Raw genomic sequence first — 14233 nt, 5'->3', positions numbered from 1 at the left:
CTTCTTTGTTTTTGGTCGAATAAGATTAGCAGATTATCGATTAATCCTATCTTTCAACTTACTTTCAAAAAATTGCACTTGATTTTAGAATTGGCGCTTCTTTAATTTTCTTTTCATGAAAATATAATAAAATCCTATTCATAGAGCTTTCATAAGCAGATAATGTATTATGCTTTAGAGTTTTCTTTTTTTCGTTCATAACCCTGAGCATATAAACTTTAACCGTCAGACTATGTGCCATATTAAACTCTAAGTCTTCATTCAAAGCACCATTTTTAAATTTATTTATAATGATGTTCTTATTGACATTTGAATATTTAAGTTTACTAGACTTAAATTTGTCTCCAAAACCAAAATACAATATCCCATTTCTATTTTTAAACCGTAACTTTTTCATATGCTAAACCTTTATTTAGTTCTTTCCTAAATTCAGTAATAGCGTCCTCTATAAACACAAGTATTTTACCATTTTTTCGATAAAAATGAACTCCCTCAATAAGATACCCTAGTTGTATATACCTGTTGATAGTACTTTGAGACTTATTTAAAAACTTTGCAACCTCTTTTTTGGTGTTTATTGGAGGTACTAATTTATTAAGTCTATCAAGTAATATTTCATTTTGTTCAATTAGAACTGGAATTAATTCTAAATTTTCAAACGCATTAACATTCATGACGCACCACCTAAAAAGGAAATTTTTGTTGAACTGGTTTTTCTCTATGTTCCAATTCAACAAATGCTAATTGATGTTTTTTAATAAGTATCTGTATATCTATATCAGGATTAGTCATTTTCAACTCTAAAGTTTTAACGTACTTCTCTAGCTCTAAATCACTAAGCTCTTTTAGGTTTACTTGCTCATCTATGTTTACATAAACTGTTTGTAGTTTAATAGGATTTTTAATATCATCATATTTAGGCTCTATACTTTTTTCAAAAGCTTCTTGTATCTCATCATAAAACTGTTCATCTACTATGCCACCATGTACATAATACTTTCTAGCCAAAGCTATATGTTCTTTCATAGATTCTTCAATAGTATAAGAGTAGTTCTTTCTCTTTAATCTTTCTAAGGGCATATCTACTTCTAAAAAGTCTTTTAGCTTGTAAGAGTCACTTATATGTTGCCAAAGTGGATGAGTCTCTGCTTTGTATCTATTTGCAGTATTTACAGCATTCTCTGATATTGTAGATAAATCAACTAATCTTATTGCGTTCATAGACTCTTTAAAAAGCTTCTCTGCATGACCAAGTAAATCTTCTACTGTATCAATGTTGTAAGTCTTTAGATATTTACGATGAAGTTCAAACTCTAGATTAAATATATCATCCTCTCTAGTGAAACCATTATTTAAAAAGTATTCATACATAAGTTCACTTTTCTTAGAGTTTTTTAGTTCTTCTTTTTTATCATATAAACGAAGTAAAAAAGGCTCTTTTCCAATGTAGAGAGTTTGAAGTCTATACTTAGAACTTACCTCTTTTAAATGAGTAGTGTATTTGCGTTTTCTACTTACAAACATATCTTTGTCTAACCATGATAAGTCAGACTGTATAAACATGTTTAAATCAACTCTAGTGATAGGTTTATAATCAGTTGTAACTTCTTTAAATATATCATCTACATATCTAAGTAAAGCCTTTAATCCTAATGTATAAAGTCCTACTGCTGTAAACTGTATTTGTATATCATTTAAACTTCTATTAGTTAGATTGTCTTTAAATCCAACAGTTAAGAAGTTATCTAAATGAGTGAACCAGTAAAAACCTTGTGCCTTACCGTTGAACTCAAAAACTTGATTGTTTATAGATACTTTTAAATCTTTATTTGAGTACGAGATATCTCGTTTATCAAATCTACCTTTGCTATCTTCTAACTGGTCTAATATTTCTAAGAAAAAATCATCATAAGCGTCATTAGATTCATAGAAGAAGTAGAGTGTATCTATCCCACTAATTACATTTGGTAAGTTAGTGGATATGCTATTTTCATTTTCCATTTTTATACCTTTAAATGTTAGTTATTAAAGGAGGCAAAGTATAGCCTCCTGCTACGATTGCGGGCGGGGAGTCATCACTCAGGCGTTCTTCCTTTCCGTCCTCATCTCCGAGATAGTTTTTTAGTAAATTTTCAATTTTTAACATAGTAATTTTCAGTATTAAATATGTTAAGAACCGAGTGTTACCAATAACTCGGAAATTTAGCTCGTTGTTCGAGTCGCTCTTCATCTTTTGTTCGTGACCTCACAAACAGATGATAAGCTTCTCTCACTACGAGTTATTTAACTAGATACCGTAGTAATTACACTTTCCTATTACACCTACTTCAACTTCTACAGTTGAGCCAATCTTGTCTTTATATAGACTAAGTTTTTCTTTAGGAATAGAGATATCTATCAACTCATTTTTGATTTCACCATTGCGTAAAGTTACTATTGCTAAGAGCTGTAACTTTACCTTACCTAGAGTCACTTCTTGTGTCTCTTTATTTGTATAGTCTGCACTTGTAAATATATGCAGTAATTTAGCTTTTATGATAATCATAATAAAGCCTTTGTATTGAGTTAAACTCAAACGCGTATAAGAAGCACCGGAATGCTTTTTGGTGGAAATTAATTAATCAGTTGTAAGTTTAGAGGAAAGGTCTTTTTTTGTCATTTATTTAGGAGGTAGATATAAGAATGCTCGTAATTGAACCTTAGCTTAATTTATTTAGGTGTTTAGTAATTATTCGTAAATATTCTTCTGTTTGGTCTATCTCATCTTTAGTTTTTGTTATTTTAAAACGACCATCTGAAAAGTCATATAATCGTAAACCCTCAAAGAAAGATTTTTCTCTAATAGGTTTTGTGGTTGAGTTTTGACTTATTTGATATTCTACAATTGTTTCGTCTTTTATCATGTATTTTTTTGAGGATGATTTATTCTTATTAGGGGTTATAGTTTTCTTTGTCTTTTTTAAATGTGGAAAAACAACATAAGAAGAAAGTCTAGCAAGTTCAAGTTTCTTTTTTATAGGCATATTAGAGTTTGCATATAAAAGAAATATAGAAGCATACCAACTAACATAAAAATCATTCTTAGTAATCTTTCCATCACTATCTATCCAAGGAGCAAGACCACCTATTATATTGGTAATTGAGTTTTCTGGTATGTCTTTTATTTTTGAAACACTATGAATAGCTCTAGCCATAATATGATGATGTTCATCATACTCTTTAATAAATTTTAATTGAGTTTCTTCTTTTTTACTCTCAATATTAGGATGGCTGATATAAGGCTCTAAATACTCATTTATGAATTTAACTTTATTCTTATATCCAGTAGCAGTGTTACTCGAAGTGTTAATTGCTTTTTCTGATTTATTATTTTGTTTATTTGATTCTAATTTATCATATGCGTCTTTATATTGCATATAAATTTCTGACAAATATGTAAATGAGTATAAAGATTTTTCATTATCTACAATAATTACTCTGTCATATTCAAGTAGTTCATATATATAATCAATCAATACTAAGTTGTCTTTATCAACTATATCATTACTATTTTCACATTCTTCAATTAGCTCTTTGTATGTATTATTATAAGCTTCAATCGCTTCATATTTATCTGCAAAATTACGAATACTAATGTCATAATCTTTAATATCTAGAATAGGTTTCATAAACTCTTGTACATATCTATTTGTAACATATTTAGGTAGCTCAGGCAACATTTCATGTAATGTGTTGTTAATAGACACAAATATAATGCTGTACCAGTTTTTATGTTCTTTTGACTTTTTTGTTGCTTCGTAAAACTTTTTTATTAAGTTTTGGTTTATGTTTTGAAGTTCATACATAATAATTCTTATACATTAGTTTATTCTTTAATTCTTTACTTCATAGGTTAGGTAACCACGCACTACTTTTATAATTAAAGTTAATATAAGACATCTCTAAAGTTACTTTTAATAAGCTGACCAAATCTTTCCATTTTGTGATTAAGACCAGTTTTCTTATATTGTTGGCTATTTATGAAGTTTTCTATATGTGTTAATATAAATTGCATATAGTTTATAGAATCATCTTTTATTTCTTTAAGTTTTGGAAGTGAATAACTACCTCCACACTCACTAAATGTTTCTTCTCCATGTGCCAAACTATTCCTTTGAGTCTTAACTGTAAATAGTGAAGATTTATTTACTTGAGGTTTATTAATTATATGTGCACCATATTTAGAAACTATTTTACTCATTTCACCTACATGTAGGTTTCCAGAAATATCACTATTTTTTGTTTTGGCTTCATCGGTATAGAACTCTATGTTTACTATATCTTCAGCAATAGTGTCTATTTTATCCATAATGTATTCATGTTGTTTTACATTTTGAGGAAGGTTCGTACTGTTAAAGTTTTTGTACTCTTTTTCAATCCATAGTTTCTTTATTTCTGGAATCAAGTCTTGATATTGCAACTCTTCATTGCTTATTTGTATGCAGATTTTTTCTAATGAATCTTTAAAAGATGATTCAATAAGATTATATAAGAGTAAAAAAAGATTTGCTTTTAAGACATTATGAACAGTTTGTGAAACTTGTACCATTTCTTCGCCCTGACTAAAACTTGGACGAAGATGTGTAGTTTTTTCTATGAAAGAAAAATACTCATTTATTTCTTCAACTTTTGAATCAAATTCTAAAATTACAATTTCAATGCTCATATTATAAACCTAAAAGCTTATTCTTTACAAAATCTGTTCGACCCATTAATTTAAGTCTATTATTAGATGCATCTGAGCGAGTATGAGTTTTAAATTCATCAGAATCTATCCAGTCAGTATTCAGGATTGATAAATCAGGTATTTCATGTAGTGCCAAATCAACACCTACAGATATAGCTTCAAATCTAACTCTAGGAGTTGATTTTGCATTTTTTGTTTTTGCAAAACCATTTTCAAAATTTTGTTTTACAAAATCCAACATTAGATGGAAATTACTTTCCATAGTTGTTTCAATAGACGAGTTAAAGATTTGTTTTTTATCTTTAATGTACTCATCAATAAATGTAGCTACATGTCCTTTATAGTTATCTCTATCTTCTGAGTAAGCAAAAAATCTTAATACCATTTCTTGTGGTTCTGCTCTTAATGTTCTCTTGTCACTAATTGGACATAGTTCTTTAAATAGTTTATTCTCCGTACATTTTGTTATAAAATCATAGAACTTACCACTATGCACACCTTTTCTGACTTCTATACTTTTTAACTCATCACTTCCTGTATTAATTCTTTCAAATAAATCAAATCTAGCCTCAGGATCAGTTTTTTCGCTAAGAGCAATCATCTTTAAGCTTTTTTTCTTTATCCTTCTTTGTCTAACTATAGATAAATCTTTAAAGTAAAAATTATTTAAATTTGTGAGCTTATCTAAATTTTCAAGCTTTAATTTATTGTGAAGAAAAGCATGCAATGTTCTGATTCTTTGAGAACCATCAACAATTTCATATCTACCTTCTACATCAGCAAAAAATATATAAGGAATAGGAATACCTAAAATTACTGATTCTATAAATTTTGATTGTCTTTTGTCTGCCCAAACAAATTCTCTTTGATAATCAGGTATATAGATCTCTCCATCTTCGTTATCTATACCATCATGATATTGTTGAATAATAACTCCTATTGGATATTCTACTGTATCATAATCGTAATTTTTTATTTTTTCAAGAATTTGCTTTTCTGCTTCATTTTGCATTCTTTCTGTAATCTCTATTTCCTTAGACATTTTTCTTCATCTCCTTTAAGTGTTTCATAATACTTATACCAATAACTTCTCCAAGTTTTGGAGGAACGGCATTTCCTATTTGTCTAGAAACTTGTCCGAATTTTAAATTTTCTTTTTTATCTGTAAACTTATAGCTCTGTGGAAAACTTTGAAGGATAGCTGCTTCTCTTAATGATATAGCTCTATCTTGTTCAGGGTGTCCAAACCTTCCATTTCCAATACCTGTGCAAAATGTAGTCATTGTAGGAGATGGTTTATCCCATTCCATACGACCATAAACACTGACATAAGTTTGTCCCTTAGTAGTTTTATGGCAATCAAGTTTTAAATCTTCATCCCAATCCCGTGACCAACTACCACCTGGTATAGATTGTCTAATTCTTTTTAAATTCTTTTCTGATATTTTAGAAGCTTTGTGAATAAAATCTTTTTTAGAAGCTTCACCAGAACTTATTTTTTCTAAATTTCCAATAGCTTTCCTAACGGAAATATATTCTTCCGGTGTGTGCGTTGGTTTAATTAGCTCTATTTTGCCTTTTTTAGACGCTAACAAAACTAACCTCTTTCTTTTTTGTGGTATACCATAATCCGGGGAAAATACAATATCATACCAAACATGATAACCATATTCTTCTAATTCTTTTACAAAATTATGGAATACAGGTTCTTTTTTAAATTTTAATAGGTTTGGTACATTTTCCATTGAAACAATATCTGGCTTAACATCTTTAATGATTCGTGAGAACTCATAAAGTAATCGCCATCTTGAGTCCTTCTGCTTATCGCCTTTTAAAGTATATGTTGAAAATGGCTGACAAGGAGCACATCCTACAAGTACCTTAATATCATCATTATCAAACATGTCAAGTACTTCGGAACTTTTTACTTTTGATACATCTGCATGAATAAATCTAGAGCCGCAATTTGCTTCAAATGCATATTTACAAGTGTTATCAAAATCAATACCCGCTTTGATATTTATTCCTGCTTCTTTGAAACCATAAGACAGTCCACCAATTCCACAAAACAAATCTACTGCGGAAACATTATAATCTGTCATTAATTATTTCCTAAATTCTATAAATCTTATATTTTTCTTATTATAGTTAAATAAAACTATAAGGAAGTTAACTATATTTTTTTTCACAAATACATTTAAATCGTAATATGCTTAAAAACATCCATTATTAGAAGCTGTTTATTGTAAAGATAAAAATAAATTATTAAATACGTGTTATATATTTAGTAGATTCCTCTGATATAAGAAAGAGTTTAAAATGAATATTTTAAGGCTTTTTAGTTTCATTTGCAGAATCTAGTATCCGGAGCTATTAGAAGTTTATTTATATAGTATATATTATGTACCGTTTTTTGATAAGCGTATAGTAAGATAATTGACTTAACTGTTTATAGATTAGCTATTACCACCTAGTAATAAGTCTATTTGCTTATTATTCTGTGTTTTTTAATTACATGATAGATAAGCCATAAAGCAAGCCCAAATGAGCTTACTTTATTATTTAGCTATAGTGCATCTATTTATTAAGTAAAAGATAGAGTTATAATCTATTCCACTATTTTCACTTAAGCCGATTTCACAAGTTTTACTTGTAGAAAATGCCATTTTTATCTCTTTTTTAAGAGCTGGTTTTAAGTTTCTAAGTGCCGAGATATTAAGCTCAGGTTGACTAAATCCTCTATCTCCTGCAAAACCACAACACTTAACTTCAGATGGAGAAGTTACATCAGAAGAACACATGTTCGCTAACTCTATAAACCTCTTGTGCAGTCCCATCTTTCTTGAGCTACAAGTACTATGAATAGCTATAGGTTCATCCGTTTTTTCAAATGTTAAATATTTTGTTAAAAATTCTAAAGCAAACTCAATAGGTTCATAAATATCTAAGTCAATCTCAAAACTATCTATCATTTTCTTTGTACATGGTGAAGTGTCGCAAAGTACAGGATACTCTCCATTATTACTTGCTTTTAAAAGTTGAGCTTCCAGTTCATCAGATTTTTGCTTTGCTTGAGTGTCAAATCCTTTTGATGAAAAAGGCATACCACAACATAATTCATCAATTGTATCTGGAATAATAATTTCAAAACCTGCTTTTATAAGAAGTTCTATAGAAGTGTCAAATAAAGTTTGATTTTCTATATTATCTTTACTCTGTCCCATACTTCTACTAATACAAGAAGGAAAATAAACTACTTTTTTATCACTTGAAATATTCTCAAAATGTAGGTTTATTTTATTTGCTTTTGGAAGAGTAGGACTCCATTTAGCAATAGAATTATTTGAGATTTTTCTAAGTCCAGATGTTAAGCTACCCATTACAGAAGTACCAAGAATAGAGTGAGTAAGATTTGCTCCACCTAAACCAATTTTAATACCACTTAGAGTCTTATAAAAGTTATTTGCTATAGCAGATGCTACTTTCTCTTGAAGAGGTGTGATTTGCTCTGCTCTTAGATGCTTTGTTAATGCTCCTGTATCAATTCCAACTGGACAAACAGTAGAACATAAAGAACAAGTAGCACAAGTTTCTAGTCCATCATATACATAAGCATCTTTGAGTTCTTTTGCTTCTTCAAACTCACCTTCTCTTTCTAATCTTGAGATTTCTCTGTTTGCAACAATTCTATGTCTAGGAGTAAAAGTGATAGCGTTTGATGGACAAACTGGCTCACAAAAACCACACTCTATACAGGTGTCTACAATTGGATTTGTAGCAGGAAGAGGTTTTAAGTTTTTAAGGTGAGCTTCTTTGTCATCATTTATAATAACATCAGGATTTAAAATATTTTTCTCATCAAAAATATTTTTTATCTCTTTCATTAAACCATGTGCAGTTTTCCCCCACTCTAGTTCTATAAAAGCTGCCATATTTCTACCAGTACCATGTTCAGCTTTTAGACTTCCTTGGTATTTAACAGCAACACTATGTGTAATGTCATTCATAAAATCGTTATATCTTTGAATCTCTTTTTCATCACTAAAGTCTTGCGTAAATACAAAGTGAAAGTTACCCTCTAGTGCATGACCAAAGATAAGTGCTTCATCATAGTTGTGTTTTTTGAAAAAACTTTGAAGCTCAGGAGTACCATCTGCAAGATGCTCGATAGGGTAGGCAACGTCTTCAATAATAACAGTTGTTCCTATTTTTCTTACTGCTCCAACTGCTGGAAACAGACCTTTTCTAATCTTCCAGTAAAGTGTGTACTCTTTTTCAACGTCTGTAAATTCTATAGGTCTAGCAGGGTCAAAATCAGTTAATAATTTTTGCACTTGGGCTATTTGAGTTTTAAGACTCTCTTTATCAACTGCTCTTGTTTCAACTAAAAGTGCTGTAACTTCATTGTCAAACTCTTTTAGATACTCAGGCATTCCATCATTATCTTGTACAGTTTTTAAAGCTCTGTTATCCATAAGTTCAGCAGCAGCTACAGATATTTTACCTGCATCTTGAGCAACTTTTATTTTTGTTACTGCGTCACAAGCATCTTTTATATCTCTAAAAAACATAAGTGAACTTGCTTTATTTGGATAATCTTCAACAGTATAATAAGTAACTTCTTCTATAAAAGCTAGTGTACCTTCACTACCAATAATTAAGTGAGATAATATATCAAACACATCGCTATAATCTACAAGTGAATTAATAGAATAACCACAAGTGTTTTTTATCTTAAACTTTTTATGTATAAGTTTTTCTAACTCTTTATCAGCTTTTGTTCTCTTAGCTAACTCTTCTAGTTTATGTAAAAAATCTTCATGCTTAGCTGTAAATGCTTTTTTTGATTCTTCATCTGCAGTATCTAGTCTTGTTCCATCAGCCATAATAAGTTTTATAGATTTTAGAGTTTTATAAGAGTTTTGAGCAACTCCACAACACATACCTGAAGCATTATTTGCAGCAATTCCACCAATCATAGCAGCATTAATTGAAGCTGGGTCTGGTCCTATTTTTCTCTCAAATGGAGCTAAAATATTATTTACTTGCTCACCAGTAAGTGCTGGTTCAAGAGAGATATAACTTTTATCATCTGCTACTTTAAAGTTAGTAAATTTTCTTGAAGTTATAACTAAAACAGAATCACTGATTGCTTGACCTGATAGTGAAGTACCAGCAGCTCTAAATGTTAAAGCAATTTCTAATTCATAAGCCAATTTTATAATAGCTTGAACCTCTTGTGGATTATCAGCTTTTATAACAATCTTTGGTATTAGTCTATAAAATGATGCATCTGTACCATAAGTTAATCTATGTAATTTATCTGTAAAAAGATTCTCTTTTGATATTATATTTTTTATACTTTCATGAAATACTATGTATTTTTCCTCTAACATTTCTTATCCTCTTTAAAATTATTTTTTTGTTGTAATTAGTATTTTAATAAGGTTATTCAAGTCGAGGAACTGTGTAGATTCTTTGTTGCGGGTCGTTTATAAACGAGTACATTACATCTGATGTTTTTAATACTATATTTTCTATTAATTCTAAAAACTCAAACATAAGGTACTCTTTTTGTTACTCTAAGGTTGAAGATATACCAAAGAACTCTGGGTATACAGCAACTATTGCTAAAATTAAAGCTTGTATTGCGATAAATGGCAATACACCTTTATAAATTTGAACAGTTTTAACATTACTTGGGGCAACTCCTTTTAAATAGAAGAGGCTAAACCCAAATGGAGGGGTTAAAAATGATGTTTGTAAATTCATCGCAATTAATATAGCAAACCAAACCGGATTGATCCCTAAAGTTTCTGAAATTGGAACTAAGATAGGAACGATAATATATGAAATTTCAACAAAATCAATAAAAAATCCTAATACTAAAATAGCAAGCATTGTAAAGAATATAAATGCTAATTTATCATCACCTGGTAAGTTAGTCATAAAATGCTCAACTAGTTCGTCTCCACCAGTATATGAAAATACCATTGAAAATGCCGTTGCACCTATTAAGATACCAAAAACCATAGAAGTAATCTTCACAGATTCTAATGCAGCTTCTTTAACCATGTCTATTGAAAAAGTTTGGTAAATAATAGCAAGGAATATTGCTCCTAAACAACCAACTGCTGATGATTCTGTCGGCGTAGCAACACCTGCAAAGATTGAACCTAATACTAAAATTATAAGAGTCAACGACGGTATGATGTCAAATAAAGCTCTTATTACTTGCTTTCTTTTATTACCTCTACTTGGATCAGCTGGAATAGCTGGTGCAAGATCTTTTTTATAATATGCAATTATTAATATAAATAATATGTATGAAGCAACAAGAGTTAGACCTGGCCAAATTGCGGCTTGAAATAAATCACCAACTGGAACTTGAAAAACATCACCTAAAATGATAAGAACAATAGATGGTGGTATAATTTGACCTAATGTACCAGAGGCACATATAGTTCCTGTGGCTAATTCTGTACTATATTTATACTTTAACATAACAGGAAGTGAAATAACACCCATAGCAACAACAGAAGCTCCTACAACACCAGTAGATGCTCCAAGCAGTGCTCCAACTAAAACAGTTGAGATAGCAACACCACCTCTAATCTCTCCGAATAAAAATCCCATTGATTCAAGTAACTTTTCAGCAAGACCTGTCTTTTGTAGGATAATCCCCATGAATATAAACATAGGAATTGCCATTAAAATAGTACTTTGCTGAATTGCATAAATTCTAAAAGGCATAAAGTCGAACATTGCTACGCCTTCGCCAAATCCTTCGACTAAAGCATTTACAATACCTGAATCAAAGCCTATTTCCATTATCCCAGCAACCATTCCAAAGGCTACAGATACAGCACCAAATGTAAATGCTACAGGAAAACCTATAAGCAGCATAAGAAGTGCTGTAAAAAACATTACTATACCAATCATTTTGTTTCTCCCTTTTCATCTATGTCAACTATATGATGTTTATGTTCTTCTAGAGCATGTCTTATATTGTCTATATCATGGTGTAATCCATCTTGTGGAAATGGATGCAAACCTTTAAAAGCATTTAAGTTTTTTATAAAAAAACCTATATTTGTAATGATTAATAGTAAAAAAGACAATGGAATAAGAGCTTTTACTATCCATCTATAATGTAATCCCCCCGGATCGCCACTTATTTCCATTGATACATAAGCTTCTACTGCATTGTCTATAGAACTTATTCCTACCAATAGAGCAAGTGGCATAATGAAAAATACAGCTCCAAGCATATTTATCATTGCTTTTTTTCTAGTGCTTAATCTGTCGTAAATTAAGTCTACTCTAACATGACCATCTTCTTTTAGAGTATAAGAAACTCCTAGTAATATAATTACTGAGAAAAGATGCCACTCCATTTCTTGCATTGCAATACTTCCACTATTCAAAAAGTATCTCAGTACAACATCATAGAACACATTCAAAATCATTAAAACCATAGCGGTAGCAACTACAATCCCGATATAATCAGCAAATTTATCAAACCCTTTTTCTAGTTTTAACAGCATTGACTATCCTTCATTATATTTTAAGAGAGATAAATCTCTTTAAATAAGTCAGATAAATATAGCATATTATATTTATCTGACTTATTATATTAAAACTCCCCATATAAGGAAGTTTTAAGACTTTTAAAATCTTATAAGTTATCTTTTAAGTATAAAAAGTCAGACATTTTAGTCCACTCTCTAACTTTTTTCTGATAAGCTGCTTGAGAATCTAAAATTTCTTTTAGTAAAGGTTTACCCTTAGTAATTTCAGCTCTTAACTTTTTGTTAGTCGCTTTCATAGCATCCATAACTTCTTTTGGAAAAGTTTGAACTTTGATCTTAGGGAAATCTTTTTTCATTTTAGCCCATGCTGTTGCACTCATATCGTAGTTTTGAGTGTACATATCAGTAGCAGAAACTTTCATTGCAGTTATTAAAATTGCTTGTAAATCTTTTGGAAGTTTATTGAACTTCTTTTCATTTACTAAGAATTGTAAATCTAAACCTGGTTCATGCCAACCTGTATAGTAGTATGGAGCAACTTTATGAAATCCCATTTTGATATCCATTCCTGGTCCAACCCACTCAAGAGCATCGATATTACCTCTTTCAAGTGATGTATATAGTTCACCCGGAGCAATGTTTGTAACAGTAAGACCTAACTTAGCCATAATTTCACCAGCAAAACCAGGAATTCTCATTTTAAGACCTTTTAAATCACTAACTGATTTGATCTCTTTTTTGAACCATCCACCCATTTGATTTCCAGTACTTCCACCAGGGAAAGCTAGAACCTTGTGCTTCTTGTAAACCTTTTTCATTAACTCCATTCCACCACCATAGTAGAACCAAGCATTTTGCTCAGGTGTAGTCATACCAAACGGCATAGTACTAAATGGTAGAGTATTTATATCTTTACCCTTCCAGTAATATGATGCTGAGTGACCCATGTCATACTGACCACCTTTAACCATATCTAAAATACCAAATGCAGATTTATGCTTATTTGAAGCATCTACTCTAATGATAAGTCTACCATCAGACATCTCTTTAACCATCTTTGCCATATTCTTTGGCGCATCAATAAATGGTGTAAGTGTTGGACCCCATGTAGTAGCCAACTTCCATTTGTAAACCTTATCTTTTGCCATCGCTGATGCACTTAAGCCCGTAATTAATACTGCAGCTAAAAGAACTTTTGACGTTTTTCCTAACATTTTCATGTTTAACCCTTTTATTAATTTACTATCAATAACAGTCTAACTAGTAAGTATGATAATAACATGATATTTCATGGTCATTTCGTAAGTAATTTACAATATGTTTCATATATGCTCTATGCTTTAAATATATAGCCCGTGTCAACTGCAGTCTGTATATAATCATTAATAAGGATTTTTCTAAGCCTTCTGACTAAGCTTCTTATGGATTCTAAAGAGACGAAAGAGCCCTCCCAGACGTAGTTTTCGATGGCTTCGTAGGTAACTACTTGGTTTTTATTTATAAGTAAAAGATTTAAAAGAAGTCTCTCTTTTTTCGTAAGTCTAACATCCTCGTTACTAATAGTAACTATGCTATCTTTATAATCAAAACAACAATCACTATCAAAATTGATCTTTTCATTACTTACTTTGCAGAGTCTTTGTATCTTAATTTCGAGCTCATCTATAAAAAATGGTTTTTTTAAGTAGTCATTACATCCAAAATCATAGGATTCTCTAATGATGTCTAACTCAACAGTAGCACTTATGATAATAACTGGTACTTCTTTATAGGATTCTCTAATTTTTTTTAAAATTTGTATACCATCAATTTTTGGAACATTTATATCAAGCACAAAACAGTTATAACCATCGGTAATAGCATCATAGGCTTCTTTTCCATCTATAAAACCATCTACTTTATAACCTTTGATTTGTAGTCTTTTAACAATAGTAGTATTTAATTTTTTATTATCTTCTAATAGTAAAATTTTCAT

General features: G+C 30.3%; 13 protein-coding genes. All 13 read right to left on the bottom strand.

All coding sequences use genetic code 11. The features are described from left to right. Positions 1-64: 64 nt before the first annotated feature. The 13 genes from QZZ48_RS04570 to QZZ48_RS04510 all read right to left on the bottom strand — a co-directional run bounded on the left by QZZ48_RS04570 (position 65) and on the right by QZZ48_RS04510 (position 14233). On the bottom strand, positions 65-397 hold the full coding sequence (locus QZZ48_RS04570; protein ID WP_294962416.1) for a hypothetical protein: 333 nt from the start codon (positions 395-397) through the stop codon (positions 65-67). Then, entirely contained in the window at positions 378-674 is a 297-nt protein-coding gene (locus QZZ48_RS04565) for a hypothetical protein (RefSeq protein ID WP_294962414.1), read from the bottom strand. Before QZZ48_RS04565 ends, QZZ48_RS04570 begins: the two co-directional genes overlap by 20 nt. Before the next feature lie 10 nt (positions 675-684). Beyond that, complete coding sequence (locus QZZ48_RS04560) at positions 685-2001, bottom strand: hypothetical protein (RefSeq protein WP_294962412.1); 1317 nt, start codon at positions 1999-2001, stop codon at positions 685-687. A gap of 286 nt (positions 2002-2287) precedes the next feature. Next, the gene (locus QZZ48_RS04555; RefSeq protein WP_294962411.1) at positions 2288-2545 is read right to left on the bottom strand and encodes a hypothetical protein; all 258 of its coding nucleotides are present in this window, start codon (positions 2543-2545) and stop codon (positions 2288-2290) included. Between the two features lie 154 nt (positions 2546-2699). After that, complete coding sequence (locus QZZ48_RS04550; protein ID WP_294962410.1) at positions 2700-3845, bottom strand: hypothetical protein; 1146 nt, start codon at positions 3843-3845, stop codon at positions 2700-2702. An 80-nt stretch (positions 3846-3925) separates the two neighbouring features. Next, a complete protein-coding gene (locus tag QZZ48_RS04545; RefSeq protein WP_294962408.1) occupies positions 3926-4705 on the bottom strand; it encodes an MAE_28990/MAE_18760 family HEPN-like nuclease in 780 nt (259 codons plus the stop codon). Between the two features lies 1 nt (position 4706). Beyond that, complete coding sequence (locus QZZ48_RS04540) at positions 4707-5768, bottom strand: DUF262 domain-containing protein (RefSeq protein WP_294962406.1); 1062 nt, start codon at positions 5766-5768, stop codon at positions 4707-4709. Continuing rightward, positions 5761-6828 (bottom strand): DNA cytosine methyltransferase, encoded by a 1068-nt coding sequence (locus tag QZZ48_RS04535; RefSeq protein ID WP_294962404.1) that lies wholly within the window; start codon positions 6826-6828, stop codon positions 5761-5763. Before QZZ48_RS04535 ends, QZZ48_RS04540 begins: the two co-directional genes overlap by 8 nt. Positions 6829-7284: 456 nt before the next feature. Then, positions 7285-10122, bottom strand: coding sequence for an FAD-binding and (Fe-S)-binding domain-containing protein (locus QZZ48_RS04530; protein WP_294962402.1), 2838 nt, complete (start codon positions 10120-10122; stop codon positions 7285-7287). A 181-nt stretch (positions 10123-10303) separates the two neighbouring features. Next, positions 10304-11668, bottom strand: coding sequence for a TRAP transporter large permease subunit (locus tag QZZ48_RS04525; protein ID WP_294962401.1), 1365 nt, complete (start codon positions 11666-11668; stop codon positions 10304-10306). Then, entirely contained in the window at positions 11665-12273 is a 609-nt protein-coding gene (locus QZZ48_RS04520; RefSeq protein WP_294962399.1) for a TRAP transporter small permease subunit, read from the bottom strand. Before QZZ48_RS04520 ends, QZZ48_RS04525 begins: the two co-directional genes overlap by 4 nt. A 131-nt stretch (positions 12274-12404) precedes the next feature. Then, positions 12405-13478, bottom strand: coding sequence for a TRAP transporter substrate-binding protein DctP (gene dctP, locus QZZ48_RS04515; protein ID WP_294962397.1), 1074 nt, complete (start codon positions 13476-13478; stop codon positions 12405-12407). Between the two features lie 113 nt (positions 13479-13591). Further along, a complete protein-coding gene (locus QZZ48_RS04510; protein WP_294962395.1) occupies positions 13592-14233 on the bottom strand; it encodes a response regulator transcription factor in 642 nt (213 codons plus the stop codon).

This window comes from Sulfurimonas sp. (assembly GCF_016744025.1).
GTDB lineage: Bacteria > Campylobacterota > Campylobacteria > Campylobacterales > Sulfurimonadaceae > Sulfurimonas.
This window is presented reverse-complemented; position numbering and strand designations above follow the sequence as displayed.

What these genes read in the sequence shown, in the direction of transcription:
- QZZ48_RS04535 (WP_294962404.1), bottom strand. Translation starts at nt 6,828, where the DNA reads ATGACAGATTATAATGTTTCCGCAGTAGATTTGTTTTGTGGAATTGGT.
- QZZ48_RS04530 (WP_294962402.1), bottom strand. Translation starts at nt 10,122, where the DNA reads ATGTTAGAGGAAAAATACATAGTATTTCATGAAAGTATAAAAAATATA.
- QZZ48_RS04510 (WP_294962395.1), bottom strand. Translation starts at nt 14,233, where the DNA reads ATGAAAATTTTACTATTAGAAGATAATAAAAAATTAAATACTACTATT.
- QZZ48_RS04545 (WP_294962408.1), bottom strand. Translation starts at nt 4,705, where the DNA reads ATGAGCATTGAAATTGTAATTTTAGAATTTGATTCAAAAGTTGAAGAA.
- QZZ48_RS04560 (WP_294962412.1), bottom strand. Translation starts at nt 2,001, where the DNA reads ATGGAAAATGAAAATAGCATATCCACTAACTTACCAAATGTAATTAGT.
- QZZ48_RS04565 (WP_294962414.1), bottom strand. Translation starts at nt 674, where the DNA reads ATGAATGTTAATGCGTTTGAAAATTTAGAATTAATTCCAGTTCTAATT.
- QZZ48_RS04520 (WP_294962399.1), bottom strand. Translation starts at nt 12,273, where the DNA reads ATGCTGTTAAAACTAGAAAAAGGGTTTGATAAATTTGCTGATTATATC.
- QZZ48_RS04570 (WP_294962416.1), bottom strand. Translation starts at nt 397, where the DNA reads ATGAAAAAGTTACGGTTTAAAAATAGAAATGGGATATTGTATTTTGGT.
- QZZ48_RS04550 (WP_294962410.1), bottom strand. Translation starts at nt 3,845, where the DNA reads ATGTATGAACTTCAAAACATAAACCAAAACTTAATAAAAAAGTTTTAC.
- QZZ48_RS04525 (WP_294962401.1), bottom strand. Translation starts at nt 11,668, where the DNA reads ATGATTGGTATAGTAATGTTTTTTACAGCACTTCTTATGCTGCTTATA.
- QZZ48_RS04540 (WP_294962406.1), bottom strand. Translation starts at nt 5,768, where the DNA reads ATGTCTAAGGAAATAGAGATTACAGAAAGAATGCAAAATGAAGCAGAA.
- dctP (WP_294962397.1), bottom strand. Translation starts at nt 13,478, where the DNA reads ATGAAAATGTTAGGAAAAACGTCAAAAGTTCTTTTAGCTGCAGTATTA.
- QZZ48_RS04555 (WP_294962411.1), bottom strand. Translation starts at nt 2,545, where the DNA reads ATGATTATCATAAAAGCTAAATTACTGCATATATTTACAAGTGCAGAC.